Annotated in this window: 17 protein-coding genes and 1 pseudogene; 12 read left to right on the forward strand and 6 right to left on the reverse strand. The window is 45.5% G+C overall.

Annotated elements, in window-relative coordinates; genetic code table 11:
- Positions 1-1,365 carry a TrkH family potassium uptake protein gene (locus R7P72_RS11885; RefSeq protein WP_213906930.1) on the forward strand — a complete coding sequence of 455 codons (1,365 nt, stop codon included), beginning with the start codon at positions 1-3 and terminating at the stop codon, positions 1,363-1,365.
- 247 nt (positions 1,366-1,612) lie between these two features.
- Entirely contained in the window at positions 1,613-2,539 is a 927-nt protein-coding gene (gene gcvA / locus R7P72_RS11890) for a transcriptional regulator GcvA (RefSeq protein ID WP_047103923.1), read from the forward strand.
- Positions 2,540-2,633: 94 nt separating this feature from the next.
- Here gcvA and R7P72_RS11895 read toward each other — a convergent pair whose 3' ends face one another.
- The gene (locus R7P72_RS11895) at positions 2,634-4,370 is read right to left on the reverse strand and encodes a BCCT family transporter (RefSeq protein ID WP_031778888.1); all 1,737 of its coding nucleotides are present in this window, start codon (positions 4,368-4,370) and stop codon (positions 2,634-2,636) included.
- Between the two features lie 319 nt (positions 4,371-4,689).
- Between R7P72_RS11895 and R7P72_RS11900 the strand changes: the two genes are divergently transcribed.
- The 6 genes and pseudogenes from R7P72_RS11900 to R7P72_RS11925 all read left to right on the forward strand — a co-directional run bounded on the left by R7P72_RS11900 (position 4,690) and on the right by R7P72_RS11925 (position 10,567).
- The gene (locus tag R7P72_RS11900; protein ID WP_005375185.1) at positions 4,690-5,877 is read left to right on the forward strand and encodes an aromatic ring-hydroxylating oxygenase subunit alpha; all 1,188 of its coding nucleotides are present in this window, start codon (positions 4,690-4,692) and stop codon (positions 5,875-5,877) included.
- A 1-nt stretch (position 5,878) separates the two neighbouring features.
- The gene (locus tag R7P72_RS11905; RefSeq protein WP_005375192.1) at positions 5,879-7,300 is read left to right on the forward strand and encodes an aldehyde dehydrogenase family protein; all 1,422 of its coding nucleotides are present in this window, start codon (positions 5,879-5,881) and stop codon (positions 7,298-7,300) included.
- 157 nt (positions 7,301-7,457) lie between these two features.
- Positions 7,458-7,619, forward strand: a pseudogene (locus R7P72_RS11910) (rubredoxin); the annotation flags it as partial.
- Positions 7,608-8,891, forward strand: a complete 1,284-nt coding sequence (locus R7P72_RS11915; protein WP_232284618.1) for an NAD(P)/FAD-dependent oxidoreductase — start codon at positions 7,608-7,610, stop codon at positions 8,889-8,891. The pseudogene R7P72_RS11910 and the gene R7P72_RS11915, both read left to right, overlap by 12 nt.
- Positions 8,892-8,903: 12 nt before the next feature.
- Positions 8,904-10,220, forward strand: a complete 1,317-nt coding sequence (locus R7P72_RS11920) for an NAD(P)/FAD-dependent oxidoreductase (RefSeq protein WP_005375205.1) — start codon at positions 8,904-8,906, stop codon at positions 10,218-10,220.
- A complete protein-coding gene (locus R7P72_RS11925) occupies positions 10,217-10,567 on the forward strand; it encodes an ethanolamine utilization protein EutQ (RefSeq protein ID WP_005375208.1) in 351 nt (116 codons plus the stop codon). The genes R7P72_RS11920 and R7P72_RS11925 overlap by 4 nt, the downstream gene beginning before the upstream one ends.
- Positions 10,568-10,792: 225 nt before the next feature.
- Here the strand turns inward: R7P72_RS11925 and azu are convergent, their stop codons facing one another.
- The 4 genes from azu to norR form a co-directional block, all read right to left on the reverse strand.
- The gene (azu, locus tag R7P72_RS11930) at positions 10,793-11,245 is read right to left on the reverse strand and encodes an azurin (RefSeq protein ID WP_005375211.1); all 453 of its coding nucleotides are present in this window, start codon (positions 11,243-11,245) and stop codon (positions 10,793-10,795) included.
- 335 nt (positions 11,246-11,580) lie between these two features.
- Complete coding sequence (locus tag R7P72_RS11935) at positions 11,581-12,231, reverse strand: HAD family hydrolase (protein ID WP_005375213.1); 651 nt, start codon at positions 12,229-12,231, stop codon at positions 11,581-11,583.
- A gap of 268 nt (positions 12,232-12,499) precedes the next feature.
- On the reverse strand, positions 12,500-13,018 hold the full coding sequence (locus R7P72_RS11940; protein WP_005375218.1) for a hypothetical protein: 519 nt from the start codon (positions 13,016-13,018) through the stop codon (positions 12,500-12,502).
- 397 nt (positions 13,019-13,415) lie between these two features.
- Complete coding sequence (gene norR / locus R7P72_RS11945) at positions 13,416-14,948, reverse strand: nitric oxide reductase transcriptional regulator NorR (RefSeq protein ID WP_005375220.1); 1,533 nt, start codon at positions 14,946-14,948, stop codon at positions 13,416-13,418.
- Positions 14,949-15,138: 190 nt separating this feature from the next.
- Between norR and norV the strand changes: the two genes are divergently transcribed.
- The 4 genes from norV to R7P72_RS11965 all read left to right on the forward strand — a co-directional run bounded on the left by norV (position 15,139) and on the right by R7P72_RS11965 (position 19,244).
- Positions 15,139-16,641 (forward strand): anaerobic nitric oxide reductase flavorubredoxin, encoded by a 1,503-nt coding sequence (gene norV / locus R7P72_RS11950; protein WP_005375223.1) that lies wholly within the window; start codon positions 15,139-15,141, stop codon positions 16,639-16,641.
- A gap of 10 nt (positions 16,642-16,651) precedes the next feature.
- Positions 16,652-17,800, forward strand: coding sequence for an NADH:flavorubredoxin reductase NorW (gene norW, locus R7P72_RS11955; protein WP_005375228.1), 1,149 nt, complete (start codon positions 16,652-16,654; stop codon positions 17,798-17,800).
- Positions 17,801-17,842: 42 nt separating this feature from the next.
- On the forward strand, positions 17,843-18,181 hold the full coding sequence (locus R7P72_RS11960; RefSeq protein WP_005375231.1) for a DUF1971 domain-containing protein: 339 nt from the start codon (positions 17,843-17,845) through the stop codon (positions 18,179-18,181).
- Positions 18,182-18,365: 184 nt separating this feature from the next.
- The gene (locus tag R7P72_RS11965; protein WP_005375233.1) at positions 18,366-19,244 is read left to right on the forward strand and encodes an NAD(P)-dependent oxidoreductase; all 879 of its coding nucleotides are present in this window, start codon (positions 18,366-18,368) and stop codon (positions 19,242-19,244) included.
- 195 nt (positions 19,245-19,439) lie between these two features.
- Here the strand turns inward: R7P72_RS11965 and R7P72_RS11970 are convergent, their stop codons facing one another.
- Positions 19,440-20,879, reverse strand: a complete 1,440-nt coding sequence (locus R7P72_RS11970) for a catalase (RefSeq protein ID WP_033906756.1) — start codon at positions 20,877-20,879, stop codon at positions 19,440-19,442.
- Positions 20,880-21,075: the final 196 nt, after the last annotated feature.

Consider the following 21,075-nt stretch of genomic DNA (forward strand, 5'->3'; position numbering starts at 1 on the left):
ATGGTTTTGTGGCATCCCTCTGTTATCCCAATCGAGCGAAAACCCAAAGCGGGCAAAAAATTGTTGGGCGCACCGCCATTAATACTTAGCCTCAGCTTTGCGTGCTTGATCATGCTCGGCACGGTCTTACTCAAACTGCCGATTGCCACCACAGAGCCCATCACTTGGATTCAAAGCCTGTTTACTGCGACATCGGCCATTACGGTGACGGGATTAGTTGTGGTAGACACGGGCACGGCGTTTACGCCTTTTGGGCAAGTGGTTATTGCTTTCCTGATTCAATGTGGTGGCCTAGGTTTGATGACGTTTGCTATCGTGACCTTGCTGGCTCTGGGCGGAAAAATTGGCTTTTTGGAGCGAGCAGTCGCGAGAGAGGCGTTCAACCAGACTGATTCATCGACACTCATTGCCACCGCTAAATCTGTATTGATGTTCGCTCTGCTCGTTGAACTTATTGGTTTCACTATTTTGAGCGTTTATTGGAGTGAAGAGCTGGGCTGGGAAACCAGTTTGTTCCATGGTTTCTTCTACACCATCAGTGCGTTTAACAATGCAGGTTTTGCGTTGAGTGCCGATAGCTTAATGCCTTACGTGGACGACCCGGTCGTTAACTTCACCATTACCAGTTTGTTCATTATTGGTGGTTTAGGCTTCTCGGTTTGGATTGACTTAAAACGCAATCGCCGTTGGCATCGACTCACCGTTTACAGTCGAATGATGATCTTAGGCACGATGATCATTAACGTGGTGGCACTTATCGCGATTTATCTGATTGAATATGACAACCCCAACACGCTTGCCCCGTTGAGCGAAGCAGGGAAATGGTGGGCATCGTGGTTTCAAGCGGTGACGCCAAGAACGGCAGGGTTCAACACTTTAGCTATCGATCAGTTGGAAGATGCCACAACGGCGATCATTCTGGTGTTGATGTTTATCGGCGGTGGATCATTGAGTACGGCAAGTGGCATTAAAGTTGTGACATTTATAGTGTTAGTCTTGGCGACTTACAGCTATTTGCGTCGCGATGAAGCAACCTATGCCTTTCAACGCAAGATTCCCAAAGAGACCATCAGCAAGGCATTGGCGCTGACTCTGATCTCGGTGGGCGTGACTTGGTTTGCCATATTCACGCTGTTACTGACAGAGAAAGCGTCTATGTTAGACATTATGTTCGAAGCAGTCTCGGCACTGGGTACGGTTGGTTTGTCGCGAGGCTTAACGGGCAGTTTATCCGAACCGGGTGAGTTAGTGATCATCTTCATGATGTTTATGGGACGATTAGGCCCCCTTACTTTGGCGTACTTCTTAGCCAGTCCAAGAAAGAAAAAAGCGCGTTACGCGAGCACTAAATTGGCAATAGGGTAAATGGGCTAACTCGAAGAAAGTGAGCAAAAGGCTAGGCAAAAGAGGAGTAACTGCTCCTCTTTTTGTGCTCGTTGTAGCCACGAAACTGTATACGGCAGTCTCTCTCACAACAATTTATGATTCATCTCTATTTTTTATCATTTATAAATTGTCGTTTTTGGGGTGTTGTCCAGAATGGCATTATCCACGTGCAACATAAGATTGCCGGGAATAAAAATAATTACAATACTGCCTTACTGGAAGATACATGAAAATCAAACCCCTCCCACCTTTAAATAGCCTCGTTGCGTTTGAAGCGTCGGCGCGGCACTTGAGTTTTACATTAGCCGCTGACGAGCTAAACGTGACCCAAGGTGCTATCAGTCGCCAAATTAGACAATTAGAAGAATACTTAGGCAAGGCTATGTTCACGCGAGCCAATCGAAGCATTAATTTAACGCCTACAGGTCTTCAATATTATCAAGCTGTCAGCCAATCTTTGCTCGATATTGCTCAAATCACGGGTGAAGTGAAGAAGTGGCAGGGCGAACAAAAGATCACGGTTGCGACGACAAATGCAATGGCAGCCTTGTGGTTGTTGCCTAAGGTTGCTCAATTTCAAAATGAACATGATGACATCGATATAAGGATATTGGCCTCAGATAATGTGTTGGACTTACGCCGATTAGATTGCGATATCGCCTTGTTTTATTGTCGCACTCCACCTGCGGAAATGGACGTGACAACGCTATTCTCAGAAGAAGTATTCCCTGTGTGTAGCCCGCTTTATCTAGAGAAAATCGGCCAGCCTAGTGAGCCAGAAGAAATCTTCAATAAAACGTTACTCTATCTGGAAGAGTCTCAAAGAGATTGGGTGAATTGGGAGCAGTGGTTTGCGAGTGTAGGATTGCCAAATATTTCGCCTCGTAATCGCATGAACATCAATAACTATCCAATGCTGTTACAAGCGGCAATTAATGGTCAGGGCATCGCGTTAGCCTGGGGCTCATTAGTGGACGACTATTTACAAAGCGGCGCTTTGGTTAGGCCAGTCGAACACGTGCTTTCAACACCTTCCAATTTTTCTATGCTTGAACCTAAAAATAGAGGTTTAATCCCAGCAAGCGTCAAGCGTTTTAGAGAGTGGCTTTTGCAACAGTTGCCAGATGAGGTGGGTGATCGAGGTTTAGCCTAAATCAATAAGCAGAGAAAATAACAGAGTTTGGTCATGTTAAAAAGCGGGAGTACCAGTTCCCGCTTTGTTTTAATTGATTGGATGAAACGACGCACTAACTTAGTACTGGTCCCTGATTGAGTGTGGAATCATCTTTTAGTGAGGATGTTGAAGCGATAGGCTCGGAAACCACTGTTTTGCTTTCAACAAGCGGTTCAACAGGACCATCAAGTTTCTCTTGCTCTGGGTGAACGTGCTCTGGAAGCATTGCCCATGGCTTAGGTTCGCGTCGAATACTATGAAACAGCGTTAAGCTCATCACCGCGATAAAAATGGCGATAGGGAAACCGGCAATAATGGAGGCCGTTTGCATTGCTTTTAACCCTCCTGCGTATAGAAGTACTCCCGCAATGGCTGCGATCATGATCCCCCACAATACGCGTATAGAGGTGGGAGGCTCACTGTGCCCAGCGGCATCGAGGGTACATAGAACCAAGGTACCCGAGTCTGCGGAGGTAATGAAATAAGTACCGAGTAATAGACACGCAAGCACGCTAAGTAGTTTACCAAACATACCTGTATCTAGATTGTCGAATAGCGTAAACAAAGCGCGTGTCGTATCGGCTTTAGTCGCTTCAAGAATCGGGCCGCCAGAAAAATCCGCAGGTGGTGTTTGTTTGGCTTCTTGTGCCGCAGTGACTTGCTCTTGATGAGCAACACGAGCGTCTTGCTCTACCTTCAACGCTGCACCACCAAATACTGAAATCCATAAAAACGTGATCAGCGTGGGTACGATGAGAGCACCGCCGATAAGTTCACGTATTGTGCGTCCTTTAGAGATACGAGCCACAAACATGCCAACGAAAGGTGCCCAAGTCATCCACCAAGGCCAGTAATAAGCCGTCCACCAGTTTTGCCAGCCAGAGTCATTCTGTGCATCGCTCCATAAGCTCATACCGACAATGTTTTGTGCATAAAGCCCTGTGCTTTCAAGTAGCGTATTTAAGATATAGCGAGTTGGACCAATGTAAAGTACGACTAGCACGAGTGCGAGTGAAAGCAGCATGTTCCATTCTGATAAACGGCGAATACCTTTTCCTACACCAGATAGCACCGACGCAACCGCACAAGTACAAAGGGAAACGATAATAAAGAGTTGAATCCCCAAACTAATTTCTAGACCAAAGGCTTGATTCAAACCAGAGTTTATTTGGATAACTCCCATCCCCAAGGTTTGAGAGATACCGAAAGCAGTCACCGCGACTGTTAGGATATCAACCGTGTGCCCGATAGGCCCATAAATACGATCACCAATCAAAGGGTACAAGATAGAGCGTAGGGTAAAAGGCAGATCTTTACGGTAGGAAAAGTAAGCTAATGCGAGTGCAACAATGATAAAGACAGACCAAGGATGTAGACCCCAGTGAAAGAATGTCAGTTTCATTGATGTTGTTGCGGCTTCATTGGTCAGGCCTTGAGTAAATGGGTTGTCAGCGTAATGCCACATCGGTTCGGCGACCGACCAGAAAATTAAGCCTATCCCCATGCCTCCGGAAAAAAGCATGGATACCCAAGACAAATAACTAAACTCTGGTTTTTCGTCATCTTTACTCAAACGAATATGCCCATATCGACTAACCATAAGGTAAAGAAGAAAACCGACAACGAGTGAAACAAGTCCGATGTAAAACCACTTCATATTCTGTAGCAAAATGCCGGAAATCGTTTCGAAGTATTGGCCCGCTTGATTGGCGAGAATGGCGCAGAAAAGTACAAAACCGATAACGACGATCTTTGATGCGATTGTCACAGTCGGATTGAGTCCTTTCAATATCCCAGATGTTGCTCTCATAGGCATCCCTCACAGTGCGTTTGTTTTAACGTTATTGTTTGTTGCGTTATTGTTAATTTTTGAAAGAGAGTAGAGAGAGGGCTTTTGTGTTTCAACTGATTAATACTCATCGGTTAATGAGTATTAATCATGACAAGAAGATCATTGTTAATTAAAAGGTTATTTTTTTGTTCGAGATCAATGCATGAATGACAAAAACTCATCCAAGCCCGGCGAAAAAGTCGTTTGTTTGTTGCCGGGTTGTTAATCAAAATTATCTCCACTAACACAACACGATGTTGTACGCACTGGATGCAACTCGACTCTCGGAGATAAGAATATGAGCAATGTCAACCAAACCATTATTCCTGTTGAACTTGTTGATAATGTACTGAACCCAATCAGTGAAGCAACAGGAATGCCGAATCAGGCCTACACCAGCGAAGAGTATTTTACTTTTGAGCGTGATCAGGTGTTTGGTAACACTTGGGTATGTATTGGTTTTGCATCAGACCTGCTTAGAAATGGTTATGTAATGCCACTTGATTTCATGAATCTTCCACTACTCATGATGAGAAATCGTCAAGGTGAAGTCCAAGTCTTCCACAACGTGTGTAGCCACCGAGGTATGAAGCTGGTTCATGAGGCAGGCGAAGTTCAAGGCATGATTCGCTGTCCTTACCATTCATGGACGTACGATCTTGACGGCAATCTAAAAGGCACACCACACATCGGTGGTATCGCAAAACACAAAGATGACCGATTTAAGTGTGAAAAGCACGGCCTTAAGCCACTTCGTTCAGCCGTTTGGATGGACATGGTATTCGTCAACTTATCGGGCAATGCAGAAAGCTTTGAAGAGCATATCGCGCCGCTAGAGCAACGTTGGCAGCAATTCTTAGGTGAAGAAGGATTAGGGCTTCTTCGCCGCGTGAACATGGGTGGCAACTTAGAGATAGAAGTGAAAAGTAACTGGAAGCTTGCCGTAGAAAACTACTGTGAAGCTTACCACTTACCTTGGGTGCATCCGAGTTTGAACAGTTATTCTCGCCTAGAGGATCACTACAACATCATGTTTGCAGAGCGTTTTGCTGGCCAAGGTAGTCTCGCATACAACCTCTCTGATACTGCAGGAACACACTTACCTAAATTTCCAAGCTGGCCAGAAGATAAACTGCGTCATGCAGAATATGTTGCACTCTTTCCAAACGTGTTGCTTGGTATTCAAGCCGATCATGCCTTTGCAATGATGATTGAACCAATCACTGCGAATAAAAGTGTTGAGCACCTACGTGTTTTCTATGTGGGTGATGAAGCAACGAAAGATGAGTTCGCTGCGTGCCGTACTGCTACCGTTGAGTCATGGCGAGTCGTATTCGGCGAAGATATTGGAGCGGTCGAGGGCATGCAGGAAGGTCGTTACTCACCTGGCTTTGGTGGTGGTGTGTTCTCACCAGAAATGGATGTTCCGACGCATTTCTTTCAAACCTGGTTGGCAAAGCAAGTGAAAGCGGCACTGGAGCAGTAATATGATGCATTACCTTAATTATATTGATGGTGAGTGGTGCGATTCAGAGCAAGCGCTGACCGTCATTAACCCTGGCACAGCCGAAGCGTATGCGACGATTGCAGAAGCCACTATCACCGATGCCGACCGCGCAATGGCAGCGGCACGTCGAGTGGTCAAGCAAGGTCTTCTTTCGGACGTTCGTCCAGCCGTCAGAACCGAGTGGATGTTAAAAGCCTCCGCGGCTATTCGTGAAATGGTTGATGAAGGTGGGTTAGTTGCCTGCCGTGAAAATGGGAAATCTTTGCAAGATGCCAAAGATGAGTTTTTAGAATCGGCACGTTACTTCGAATACTACGCTGGCATGGCCGACAAGCTGGAAGGCACGTCAATTCCATTGGGTAAAGATTATGTCGATTTCACCCAATATGTGCCGTTTGGTGTGTCAGTGCAGATTGTGCCGTGGAATTTCCCAGTTTCTATTTGTGCACGCTCATTAGCACCTGCATTAGCTGCTGGTAACGCAGTGGTGATCAAATCGCCAGAGATTTCCCCACTCGCTATGACGTTGTTGATTAAAGCGATTGAAAAAGCGGGCTTCCCAAAAGGCACGATTAACTTGCTATGTGGCAAAGGCTCAGTCGTTGGCAGTCATTTGGTGCAGCATCAAGACGTTGATCAAATTGTCTTTACAGGTTCTGTGCCGACCGGCCAACGCATACTGAAAGATTCAGCGCAACGCGCCACACCATCTGTGATGGAGCTGGGTGGTAAATCGGCCGCTATCGCACTGAAAGATGTGAGTCTCGAAACGCTTTTACAAAGCGTTCAAGTCGGTATTTTCTTTAACGCTGGTCAAGTTTGTTCGGCAATGTCTCGTTTGCTAATTCAAAAAGAGCGTTATGAAGAAGTAAAAGCGGCGGTAGTGGAAATGGCAAAAAGCCTAACTATTGGTCAAGGCGAAAGCCAGCCGGACATCACACCGTTGGTATCGGCTGATCAACAAGCACGCGTGCTTGAAATGATAGAACAAGCAAAAGCCGACGGCGCGAACATCCTAACGGGTGGGTACGCCCCTGATTTGTCAGGTTACTTTGTGGCACCGACGGTGATTGAAGCCTCACCAGATATGCGTATTGCTCAAGAAGAAGTGTTTGGCCCTGTACTGGTAATTACACCGTTTGAAACCGAGCAAGAGGCCGTTGAAATCGCGAATGGCACCGATTTTGGCCTGGTCGCTGGTGTCTTTGGTGAAAGCCTAAACCAAACATTGCGTGTGGCACAGCAACTGCGTGGTGGACAAGTGTTCATCAATGAATGGTTTGCTGGTGGCATCGAAACACCATTTGGTGGCGTGGGCTTGTCCGGGTTTGGGCGAGAAAAAGGACAAGAAGCGATTTATAGCTACGTCCAGACACGCAATATTGCCATTCGTTTGCAGTAAGACAGCAACGTATAGCTACCGTGTAACTGTATTTTCATCACCTCGTACCGGCTTGGATTTCAGACCACAAGCTAGGGCGAGGTTGATGGAATCACAACAAATCTGACAGCGGTTTGTAAACACGGAAATTCTGAACAAGGTAGTTGGAGTATAAGTGATGAGAAAGTGGCTCTGTATTATTTGCGGCTTAATCTATGATGAAGCACAAGGTTGGCCATCCGATGGCATTGCACCAGGAACAGCATGGGAAGATGTACCGGATGACTGGTTATGTCCTGACTGTTTAGTGGGTAAGGCCGATTTTGAAATGATCGAAATCACCGACGATGCGCCACTAGAAGAGGTTGCAGCTGTGTCTTCGGTGTCGGTAGAAGCGTCTGTTCAGCGAAATACGGCTCAGCCTCTTCCATCTGAAGTTACTCAACCTGTATTCTCAAATGACCCTATCGTTATCATCGGTAGTGGCCACAGTGGTTACCAGTTGGCGGCGGCACTTAGAGCACAATCCGAGACGGTTGCTATCACCGTCTTTACCGCTGATGATGGCGCTTTGTACAGCAAACCAGCTTTGTCTAATGCGTTGGTCATGAACAAAGACGGCGACGCGCTGCAAAGTGAAAGCGCGTTGAAGTGGGAAAGCCGTCTCAATATCCGCGTTTACCCGCATACGCGTGTTGAACAGATCGATCGTGCCAATTCAACGCTACATACCTCCATCGGTAAATACGCCTACAGCCGCTTGGTACTGGCAACAGGTGCATCACCGATTGAAATCCCAATTGAGGGCGATCGCTCTTGGGTTATGAGTGTGAACGACTTAGTTGACTACCGCCGTTTCAGATCGGAGCTGCAAGACAAAAAGCGCATCGCGATCCTAGGTGATGGCTTAATTGGCTGTGAGTTCGCAAATGATCTGATCGAAAGCGGTTATGAAGTAACAGTTATCGGGTTGGGTCAATGGCCAATGGAGCGTTTGATCCCGCAACAGTTGGGTGAATCATTACAAAGCGCACTTGCCGATCGAGGCGTGCAATGGGCTCTACAAGACAGTATCACCAGAATCGAACCAAGGTCGGAATCTAGTGCGGTTTTACATCTAAACAGTGGCAAGCAGATTGAAGCAGATCTAGTGCTGAGCGCGGTTGGACTCAAGCCAAATGTTTCTCTGGCTGAGCAAGCAGGGCTCGAAGTGGGCCGCGGCATTAAAGTGAATCAATTCGGCCAGACGAGTGATGAGAATATTTACTCGCTAGGTGACTGTGTTGAAACTGAGCAAGGTTGGCAGCCCTATATTGCGCCGATTAATCAAATGATCCCTTCTGTAGCGAAAAGCTTGCTAGGCGATGTCGCCCCTATCTCGTTAACACCAACTCCAGTGATTGTAAAAACGCCGATTCTTCCACTCACGATTTTCCCGGTAGCCGCTGAAGAACAGGGACAATGGTACATCGAGAACCAAGCAGATGAATTGACCGCTGCGTTTTATTCACCAGAAGGAGCAATGCTCGGTTTTGCGTTGCTAGGAAGAAAAGTACAGTCATTACGCGGCCCTTGGCTAGATCAATTGTCATTGAAACTGTCAGCAGCGTAGCGGAGAAAAAAGATGATTCATTTACCCAATGATGACGTGACGTGTGGTTGGTACCATGCGTTGCCAAGTATTCCAGAAAAACCGGCGTTAAAAGGTAAACAAATTGCTGACTATGCCGTGTTAGGTGCCGGTTTCGCAGGCCTAGCTATGGCAAGACGTTTAGCTGAACTTATGCCTAATGCACGAATTATACTGATTGATGCGCAACGTATCGGCCAAGGGGCTTCAGGAAGAAATTCGGGCTTTGTTATCGATTTGCCTCATAAGTTTTCACTTGAGCATCCCGACCCTGAGCACAAACAAAAGTTATTGTCGCTCAACCGTTCTGCGATTGCTCAGCTAAACACTTTAGTGTCGAAGCACAGTATTTCTTGTCAGTGGTCAACAAAGGGCAAATATCAAGGAGCCGTAGGGGCGCGCGGTGAAGCGTATCTCGATCACTTTGAGCACCTAATGAAAGACCTTGGCGAACCATACTTCCATGTTAATGGCAGTGAGCTGGCGAAAGTCTTGGGAACCAACTACTACAGCCGCGCAATTTACACGCCAGGTGGTTATTTAATGCAACCTGCTGCTTTGGTGCGTGGGCTAGGGGAAAGCCTTCCAGAGAACGTCGAGGTGTTAGAGAACTCGCCAATCCGCAAGCTCAGTAAAGAAAACGGTTGCTGGGTATTACATGGAGATAGTGGCTCTGTTGAAGCCCCTGAACTGCTGCTTGGGACCAGCATTTTTACTCGGGAGTTTGGTTATCTTAAAAACAGACTACTTCCAGTGATGACGTTTGCAAGCTGGACGCGTCCATTGACTGACGCAGAAATGCAGCGATACGGAGGAGAGCTGAATTGGGGCCTAACTCCAGCTGATCATGCGGGAACGACGTTACGTATGACCGCCGATCGACGTATTTTGATCCGCAATACTTACAAACACGTGCCGAAATATGGCTCAAGCATGAACGATAAAGTCAGAGAACAAATCCGAGACGATCATCGTCAAGTCTTTTTGGCGCGTTACCCCGAGCTGGCCGACGTACCATTTACTCACACATGGGGTGGGGTATATGCCATCTCTCGTAACTTTACTAACTTTTTTGGTCAATTAGATGAAGGTGTTTATGCCAGCGCTTGCGACAATGGTGTTGGTGCTGCGTGGGGAACCATTTCTGGAACACTGTTAGCTGACTATGTCGTTGGTGCGACATCTAAATCATTGGATGACATACAGCAAGTGACAGGAATGCCTTGTTTGAATCCGCCAGAGCCTTTTTTAGGTTTGGGAGTAAAAACGCGTATCCAATTAGCAAAATGGCAAAGCCGGAGTGAATTATGAAGCAAGTCAAACTTGTTGATAGTAAAAGTCTAGATTTCAATGTTCGTGGTGATACGCCGGGAATGGCGTATGTTGCAAGGGCGTTAAGCCCAGAAATTTCACCAAACATAGGCGTAGGCTTTGCTAAATGGGAAGGCGCTAAAGTGGCTTGGACAGTGCTTTATGATGAAGTTATTTTCGTGATTGAAGGCTGTTTCGAGCTGACCGCAAATGGTGAAACACATTTTGTGCACCCAGGTCAGATGCTGTGGATACCGGAAGGGACTGAATTGGTTTATGGTGGGCATGCTCTGTTCGGCTATGTGGTTCATCCAGGAAACTGGAAAGAGTTACATGGTATTGAATGACTTTTATCATTTAGTAGTGTTTCGGAAAGGTAAAACAAAAATCCGATTTTTACCCATGAGTTTTCGTAAAAGAACTTAATCTCAGTGGAGCAAGGGTTTCTTACTTGCTAGTTTCTTGGTCACGTTTCCAGACGTGTTAGACCTTTCTCAATTGCTATTTTATCTATCAAAAAGGGAAGCCTTGGCTTCCCTATAATGAGTCTTCTTTTGGCTTGGCTAAATCTTTTATTTTAGCTCAAATTTACCCTGCATGATTGCCCAGTGACCCGGGAACGAACAGAAGAATGAATAGTCACCGCCGGCTTTCATTTTCTCAGTACTGAACGTAATGCTGGTGCTTTCACCGCCACCAATTACTTTTGTGTGAGCGTAGACGCGATCATCATTTGGTTTTACGTAGTTATTTTCTGCTCCAGCTGCCATGCCATCAGTACCGACTGCTTGTAGGTTGGCTGTGTCAGAGATGACCACGTTGTGACCCATCGATTGCGCTGGCATCTTACCTGTGTGATTCAGCGTTAGTTTTACCTCTTTACAAGTGGCTGGTACGCTCAATGTTTTAGTAGAAAACTGCATCATATCGTTAGCATCTAATGACACTTCACACTCGGCACTGGCTTGGGCACCAAAGCTCATTCCTACTAATGCGAAGGTTGTTGCTAATAAACGTAAAGACATATAACACTCTCCATTTTGTATTTTAGGCTGACTTGGATTGATCTTATCCAATAGTTCTCATTATCAGCCAATTTTCACTCCAAAAACGTGCTTCAATCGGTATATTGACGTTTTGTTGCAAGCTTGTACTGGTCAGTTCCGCTATTTGATCACTCAAATGCCTTATTTCATGCGATTGCGTGAGTTAAATCAAAAGTCGTGATTAGCCAGAGTTAAGGTGAAAATAATCTCTCTAAACGGGTGGCAGAATTGTTTGGTTTTACGGTATTGGAGAGGTTTCAAGAAAGAAGCTCAGCTAAATTGCTGAGCTTCTAGAGAACAGACGACAAGTAGGCCTAGCGAGTTTGCTTTAACGTGTGCAACACATCATGCAGTGAAGGTGCGACAGTATGGTCTAATTGCTTTATTTCGTCACAAGGCTCAACCAAATCAGGAATTTGATAAGTGATCATGTTCGCTGCTACCGCAGCACGTACGCCATTATTTGAATCTTCAAAGGCGAGACATTTGGTTGGATCTACGCTTAGACGACTTGCTGCAAGCAGGTAGATCTCTGGATCAGGTTTGCCGTGTGACACTTCACAGCCTGTCGTTAAGTTGTCGAAATACTTGCTTAGGCCCGCTAACTCCAACTTCTTCTGTGCCACTTCTTTTGCTGTAGAAGTGGCGACTGCAATTGGCAACCCTTGGCCTTTCAACCACTCAAGCAGCTCAATCACCCCTTCTTTTACCGGTATCGCTTGGTGCTTAACCACAGCGTCGTAACGGTCGCGCCACTCTTGGTGTAAGCGGTCAAGATCATCCCCATAAGCTTTACGAAAAATCACTTCAATGCCCGCTGCATTGCGACCAATGATTGAAAGGTAAACATCTTTATAGAAGGGTAGGTTCTGGGCTTCACATGCTTCTTGGAAAATATGCATACAGACGCGCTCAGTATCAAGGAGCAAACCATCCATATCAAAAATAGCAGCTTGGTAGTTCATTACATTAAGACTTTTTGGTTGGGATGGCGCATTTTGACACAAGCAGATCGGTTTTTCTTCTAAAAATTAGAACTTGATTTTGATCCTATGAGTTCACATTGCCTCTGAGCACACTATACACAGAGTCTATAAATTAGGTGTGAAATATAATGTTTTTAAAATTAGAAAATTTCAGTTAAATAGATAAAACTCTAGCTTAATATAAGCTAGAGTTTTATTAATATTCTATTGTTATTTTAACTATTGGATAATTTATTAATAGTTAAAATTAATAATAAAATAATACCAAATCACGATTGTTTACGACTGCATGAGTGTACCAGCTCTTGACTTCAGATATTTGTTGCTCTGATAAGCCTCCGAAGTCAACGTTATCTTGGTGAATATCTTGATTTTTTATCATAAAAACAACAGGGAAATCGTCAGGGAATGGGAATTTTATAGGATAATCGGTATTAGTGAATGGAATATCGCAGAAATCGTTTACATCGCAAGGATACCAAGAGTTATTGGATAAGTAATAACCAGTTATCTTACATATAGCTTCAAGCAAGTAAGCATATGCGTAACCCAAGTGACTGTATTTTATCTCTTCAGACAGCATCTGCATAAGAAGCTCTTCAGCTCGGATGCTTTCGCCACTACTTTCCAGCATTTCATTAATCACTTTAAAGGAGTCTTGACACCTTTCCATGATGGCTTTTTCTAGCTCTGGATTACGCTCATTCTTTAGTACGTTAAAAACCTTTTCAGTATCTAATGAATATACTGTCGCCCCATATCCCATATTTTATTCTCCTCACTTTTATACAGTTAAATTCATTTAAGTGTTTTTATCGAAGGGATTATATTTTGATGTTTTTTGAAGGTAAAGTGTATACATAGAGGTTGTATTTATTATGATGAACTTTGAAAATTTAGATTCTTAAAATAAATACTATATATTTAATTTTATTAGATCTGGCTCATAAAAATACCTTAACTATTATTGTGTTTATTGTTAAGGGTTATTAAATCTGTGAGGTGGTTCAAGACAATAAAATTTAGAAGAAAATACCGTCAAACTTAGGTGGCTATTCTATCTGAGCACTCAGCTCACTACTTATAGTGGGCTGAGTGAGCGGTTGGGCATCGGCTCTTTATTTGGCGATGAATATGCCATATTAGGTGATATTCGTTAGTGTCTATTTTATCCCTAGCCGTTTTGCTAATCGGTGCAAATTGCCGTTATCTAATTCAAGCTGACGTGCCGTTGCTGCCCAGTTACCTTGGTTCTCTTCCAGAACTCGAACAATCATCGCTTTTTGGAAGGCGTCTGTGGCAGGCTTTAATCCGCCTTCTGGTAGCTCAAGCCGAGATTTTTGTTCCGTTTCTTCAACGTTCTTGATGTTCTGATTCGGCGTTCGGATGTCAAAATCTTGCTCAACTAACTCAATGTCCATGGCGTGGGTACGCGCTTTTGCCAAAACACCAGCACGTTTAATGACATGTTCAAGCTCTCGCACGTTGCCTGGCCATGAATAGTCTTTGAGTGCCTGCACCAAAGTGGGGGACAAACGAATGCTGTTCAATCCCAATTTGCTTCTTAAACGTTCGGCAAAAAAGCCTGCGAGTAACACCACATCGTCTTCACGTTCACGAAGAGGTGGAACATGAAGCGGGAAGACGCTTAGGCGGTGATATAAGTCGGCTCGGAAGCGACCAGCAGTCACTTCTTCATGCAATATACGGTTGGTGGCGGCGACAATGCGTGTATTGACTCGAATATGGCGGTCATCACCCACACGTTGAATGTCTCCATATTGTAGAGCTCGAAGTAACTTGGCTTGCAGCTCTAACGACAGTTCGCCGACTTCATCTAAAAACAGTGTGCCGCCATCGGCTTGTTCGAACTTACCCTTGCGATTGCTGATTGCGCCTGTAAATGCGCCTTTGATATGGCCGAACAACTCGCTTTCCGCGACTGATTCTGGCAGCGCCGCACAGTTGAGGTAAACCAAAGTATTGCTAGAGCGGCTAGAGCGATGGTGAATAGCGCTGGCAACCAACTCTTTACCTACGCCCGTTTCTCCCATCACCAGCACAGACAATTCCGTATCGGCGACGGCATCAATCTGCTCTTGAAGATTCTTCATACCCTGAGAGTTGCCAATGATTTCATTACTTAAGGTGCGCTTCTCGGCGTAAGAGTCACGTGGCAGGCTCGCTTGTGTTTCTAATTGCTCTAACAGGAGTGCAGTGTGTAGGCCACCTGCTGCCAACGCGCTGACAAAACGTAACTCTTGGTTGCGTAGCCCATCAAATTGATTGGGGTCGAAGGCGTCAATCGTAATGGCACCAATCAGTTGATCGTCGATCAGCAGAGGTAAACCAATGCAGGAATGGACATGCAGTTTGTCATCGTGGTTTGGAATCAAGCCATCGTATGGATCAGGTAAGTCGCTGTCAGAGGGAAAGCGCACGATATCGCCTGCTCGGGCAATGGCTTCTAATCTTGGGTGCTGCTCAATGGAGAAACGGCGTCCAAGCACTTCTTTCGCCAATCCATTGATCGCTAAAGGTTTAAAGTGTTGGTCTTCATACAAAAGAAGGGCAGAAGAGTCACACTTCAATACCTCTCGAATCGTGGTTAACAACGTATCGAAGCGAGCCTGTTGAGTGAGGGCCGAGTTAAGGTCTTGCGTGATGTGTAGCCATTGCGCGATTAAAGAAGTCATAGCCAATACCGATTGTGTCAATATGACTATTGTAGTGTCTTAATGACAATTTTCAACTGTGTCTAAATGACACTTGTTAAAGTTGGATTTCAATTAAGATATTGAAATATATGGCAATTAAAAGTTGGCATGCCCAGTGCAATACAAGAAGAAATTAGTTTTGTTTATCCCGTCATTCAAGGTAGTAATTATGACAATTCACGTAAAAAACAACATCCACTGGGTAGGTCAACGCGATTGGGAAGTCCAAGATTTCCACGGTACAGAATACAAAATGACAAAAGGTACCAGCTACAACAGTTATCTAATTCGTGAAGAGAAAACCGTATTGATTGATACGGTCGATCATCGATTCAGTCAACAATTCATCCAAAATTTAGAAATGGAAATCGATCTTAAGTCTATCGACTTTATCGTGGTAAACCATGCAGAGGAAGATCACTCAGGCGCATTGTCGGCATTAATGGAGAAGATTCCGAACACGCCAATTTACTGTACAGAAGCGGCGATTGATTCCATCGTTGGTCATCACCACCATCCTGAGTGGAACTTCAAAACCGTAAAAACAGGCGACAGCATTGATATTGGCAACGGTAAGCAATTGGTGTTCGTGGAAGCGCCGATGCTGCATTGGCCAGACAGCATGATGACTTACCTAACTGGCGATGCAGTATTATTCAGCAATGACGCATTTGGTCAGCACTACTGCGATGAACGCTTATTCAATGATGAAGTGGATCAAAATGAGTTGATGGAACAGTGTTTGCGTTACTACTCAAACATCCTAACGCCATTCAGCAGCTTGGTAACCGCAAAAATCAAAGAAGTGCTGAGTTTCAATTTGCCTGTCGACATGATCGCAACGTCACACGGTATTGTATGGCGCGATAATCCGGTTCAAATCATCGAGCAATACTTGGCGTGGGCAGACAATTATCAAGAAGATCGCATTACGATTTTCTACGATTCAATGTCAAACAACACTCGAATGATGGCCGATGCAATCGCGCAAGGCATTCACGATGTCGATCCTGGTGTGGCGGTCAAAGTCTTTAATGTCTCTAAGCATGATAAGAATGAAATTCTCGCCAACGTATTCCGCTCAAAAGGCATCTTGGTTGGTTCTTCTACCATGAATAACGTCATGATGCCGAAGATCGCAGGCATGCTAGAAGAAATTACCGGTCTGCGCTTTAAGGCGAAGAAAGCCGCTGCGTTCGGTAGCTACGGTTGGAACGGTGGTGCGGTGGATCGTATCCATGCTCGATTGACTGACGCAGGCTTTGAAACCGCGGTGAGTTTGAAAACCAAATGGCGACCAGATGGTAAAGCGATGCGTGAATGTCGCGAACATGGTCAAAACATCGCGAAATTGTGGGCAAAGCATGACCTGACAAGTCCTGTTACTTCGCTGGCGATTGCTGCGTCTGCACCACAAGTTCAATCACAACCCGCTGCACAAGTAGCAACACAAGCGGCAGTAGATGCTGCTTCTAGCAACCCTAGTACTGAGGCGCATCCTGCAGGTTGTCAATGCATGGTTTGCACCGTTTGTAATTGGGTATACGACCCAACTAAAGGCGAGCCTAATCAAGGCGTTGAACCGGGCATGGCATGGTCTGAAGTGCCAGATTACTTCTTGTGCCCAGAATGCCACTTGGGTAAAGACGTCTTTGTCGAATACAACGGGTAAGGGGGAGAATATGCAAGCATCTATTGTGATTATTGGTAGCGGCTTTGCGGCTTACCAATTGGTGAAAACAGTGCGTCGAATGGACGCACATATTCCGCTGCAAGTGTTTACTGCTGATGATGGCGCGGAATACAACAAGCCCGATTTGAGTCATGTATTCAGTAACAAGCAAACTGCCCAAGATTTGGTAGTTAAAAGTGGTGAGGCGTTTGCACAGGAACACAACATCGAACTGTTCGCCCATACCATGATTGAGCATGTCGACGTGCAAGCTCAGCAAGTGTTAGTCAATGGTCAAGCCTACCCTTACTCAAAACTGGTGTTTGCGACAGGCGCGAAAGCCTTTGTGCCGCCAATATCTGGTGGTGCAGCACCTGAGGTGATAACGCTGAACTCGCTACAAGAATATCAATTAGCGGAAGAGCAAATTAGCCGCGCGGAACGAATTCTAGTAATGGGTGGTGGTTTGATCGGCGTCGAGATCGCCATGGATCTCGCAACCAGTGGTAAAGCGGTTACGGTGGTTGAGCCAAATCCCCGTTTGCTCGCTAACTTGATTCCTGAATTCGTCGCATTGCCGTTGGAGAACCAACTTAAGCAGCAAGGTATTCAACTTGCCTTGGAGACTGGAGTTGCTGCGATTAATCACTCAAATGATTCGCTGGTGGCAAGCTTGAGCCAAGGTAAAGCAATTGAAGCTGATGTAGTGATTTCAGCGGCGGGTTTACGTGCTAACACTTGGTTAGCGAAGGCTTGTGGGTTGAGTGTCAATAAAGGCATTGAGGTGAATGCCCGATTACAGACATCAGCAGCCAATGTGTTCGCATTAGGTGATTGTGCTGAAATCCAAGGTCGAATGATGCCTTATCTCCAACCGATCGTGCTAAGTGCCAATGCTTTGGGCAAACAGCTACTAGGGCAAGAAGCAGAGTTGAAACTACCGCCTATGATGGTAAAGGTCAAAACACCGAGTTATCCAATTCAATTGGCAGGCGATTTTAGTTCGGTGACGAATTGGAGCGTGCAGATTTCTCAAACTGGCATTGCCGCGAAAGCAGAGGATGAAAATAGCCGACTCATGGGCTTCGTCGTGACGGGAGAACAAGTTACGCAAGCATTTCCATTACTTCGAGAGTTGTCTCAAGCCGGTCAGGCTTAACCGATTTAAACGAAAAGAATTGTAATTAGAGAGGGTATCATTATGTCGCATCTACGAATTCCTAAAGACTGGACTGTTCAACGTTCAACGCCTTTCTTCACTAAAGACAATGTGCCACCAGCGCTACTGACTCATCACAATACCGCTGAGGGAGTGTTTGGACAGCTTTGCGTCATGGAAGGGCAAGTGACTTACTACGGCTTTGCTGATGAAAATGCCACAGAAGCAGAAGTAGTGGTGGTGATTAATGCAGGCCAGTTTGCTACAAGTCCACCGCAGTACTGGCACCGCATTGAGATGAGCGATGATGCTCAGTTCAACATCAATTTCTGGTCGAACAAGGACAAGAGTGGGCAAGCGATGTTCCATGCTAAGCAGTAGTAAACCTTTTTAAGTGCTTTGACTGTTATGCTAATCGTCAAGTAAAGGGGTGTAGAAGGCGCAATAAACGAACTGAAATACTGGATCATCGAGACCGTGGAAAGAGAAATCACGAGTAATGATTTCAATTCTTTAGTAGCATGTTACGAAACATTTCAGTCAGGTGAACTAAGGGAAGCGTGCAATGGAAAAACAACGAGTAGCATTTATTGGTCTGGGAGTGATGGGATACCCAATGGCTGGTTACCTAAGTAAAGCGGGCTTTGAAACCAAAGTATACAACCGCACAAAAGCGAAAGCCGACAAATGGGCTGAAGAATACCAAGGCGTAGCTTGTGAAACACCACGTGAAGCGGCAGAAGGCTGTGACATCGTTTTTACCTGCGTGGGTAATGATGATGACGTTCGTAGCGTTGTTTACGGTGAAGAAGGCATTCTGGTCGGTTTGAAAGCGGATGCAGTGTTAGTCGATCACACGACCACTTCTGCAGACCTAGCGGTTGAGCTGGCTGAAGCGTGTGCTAAGTATGGTAATCACTTCATTGATGCGCCAGTTTCTGGTGGTCAAGCAGGCGCAGAAAATGGTGTTCTAACCATCATGTGTGGTGGTGAACAAAGCATTTTTGACCGTGTGTCTCCAGCGATGGATGTGTACGCGAAGCAGATGACGCTACTGGGTGAAAACGGTCAGGGTCAACGCTGTAAGATGGTAAACCAAATCTGTATTGGTGGCGTTTTACAAGGGCTGAGTGAAGCTTTGTTGCTGGCACAAAAATCAGGCTTGGACATCGCTCAAGTTGTAGAAACGCTTAAGCATGGCGCTGCAGGTTCTTGGCAGATGGAAAACCGCGCAAATACGATGGCTGAAGACAAGTTCGATTTTGGCTTCGCTATTGATTGGATGCGCAAAGACTTAGGTTTCTGTCTGCAAGAAGCTGAGCGAGTGGGTCTAGAACTTCCACTGACTAAGAAAGTGGATGAGCAATACGCAGACCTTCAACGTGATGGTTTAGGTCGCATGGATACATCAGTACTGATCAAAGCGGTAGCTAAAAATCAGTAGTTGATGAATCAGTAATAGATAAACAGTTCTTTGGTATCAAAGAGCTTAAAGAAATCTAAGTTAATCATAATGAATCTCCTTGAGCATGGTTTGTGACTTGTGATTAAGGATTAGTGATTTGAAATCAGGAGGTGCTGTAGAGCACCTCCTTTTTTTCGTCTTTAAATCACACAGTGTAATGATTGCAGCGTTCGCTTACTTGTTTAAGCCTAGTGCAATTTCAAGACCTTTGCCGTACGCTTCGTCCGCTTGGTATGCGTGTTGAACGTGGCGCTGTTGGATGAACTCTGGTACACCGTCCATTGCGCGAGCTGTGTTATCGAGCAGAGTTTGACGTTGCTCTTCGCTCATCAGACGGAATAGGTCACCCGCTTGGCTGAAGTAGTCTTCGTCTACACGATGATCGTAGTGATCAGCGTTGCCATTGATGCGTAGAGGTGGCTCAGAGTAATCTGGTTGCTCTGCCCATTCTTGTTTGTAGTTTGGCTCGTAACCCAGTGTTGAACCAAAGTTGCCATCAACGCGCATTGCGCCATCGCGGTGGTAGCTGTGAACAGGGCAACGAGGTGCGTTCACTGGGATTTGATGGTGGTTCACACCTAGACGGTAACGCTGAGCATCGCCGTAAGCGAACAGACGACCTTGTAGCATTTTATCTGGAGAGAAGCCGATACCAGGTACTACTGCAGCTGGGTTGAACGCTGATTGCTCAACTTCTGCGTAGAAGTTTTCTGGGTTACGGTTCAGTTCGAACTCACCAACTGGGATCAGTGGGTAATCTTTTTGAGACCATACACGTGTTAGGTCGAATGGGTTGAAGTTGACTTCATCCGCTTCTAGCTCAGGCATGATCTGTACGTACATCTTCCATTTAGGGAAGTCTTGACGCTCAATCGCTTCGTAAAGGTCACGGTGATGGCTTTCGCGGTCTTTACCTACGATTGCTTCTGCTTCTTGGTCAGTTAGGTTTTTGATGCCTTGCTGAGTTTTGAAGTGGAATTTCACCCAGTAACGCTCGTTTTCTGCGTTGATGAAGCTGAATGTGTGGCTACCAAAACCATGCATATGACGGTAAGAAGCTGGGATACCACGGTCACTCATTACGATAGTCACTTGGTGGAATGCTTCTGGTAGTGATGTCCAGAAATCCCAGTTGTTGGTAGAGCTACGCATGTTAGTGCGAGGGTCGCGTTTTACTGCGTGGTTTAGGTCTGGGAATTTTAGTGGGTCACGTAGGAAGAATACTGGTGTGTTGTTACCAACCAAGTCCCAGTTACCTTCTTCAGTGTAGAATTTTAGTGCGAAACCACGGATGTCGCGTTCTGCGTCTGCTGCACCGCGCTCACCAGCTACAGTAGTGAAGCGAGCGAATAGTTCTGTTTTTTTGCCGATGTCAGAGAAGATCTTAGCGCGAGTGTATTTTGTGATGTCGTGCGTTACTGTGAACGTACCGTAAGCACCAGAACCTTTTGCGTGCATACGACGCTCTGGGATCACTTCGCGGTCAAAGTGTGCCAATTTTTCAAGGAACCAAACGTCTTGTAATAGTTGAGGGCCACGAGGACCTGCAGTCATAACGTTTTGGTTATGTGCGACAGGGCAACCTGCTGCTGTAGTCAATTTCTTGTTTGTCATTTTTTTTACCCCTCCAGGGCTCAATACCTTAGAAACTGTAGAGGAGGTTATTACGGAAAAGCTGGGGGAGAAAACTGATATTGCTTATCAATTCAATAGATGGTGACTATGGTCGAAACTATATTAGAATCAGAAATTTACTACATTAGCTTGATTGACATAACAATCGACGTTATCGAAAGCGATTGACTGGGGG

The sequence above is a fragment of the Vibrio sp. Vb0888 genome, from assembly GCF_033338835.1.
Taxonomy (GTDB): Bacteria; Pseudomonadota; Gammaproteobacteria; order Enterobacterales; family Vibrionaceae; genus Vibrio; species Vibrio alginolyticus.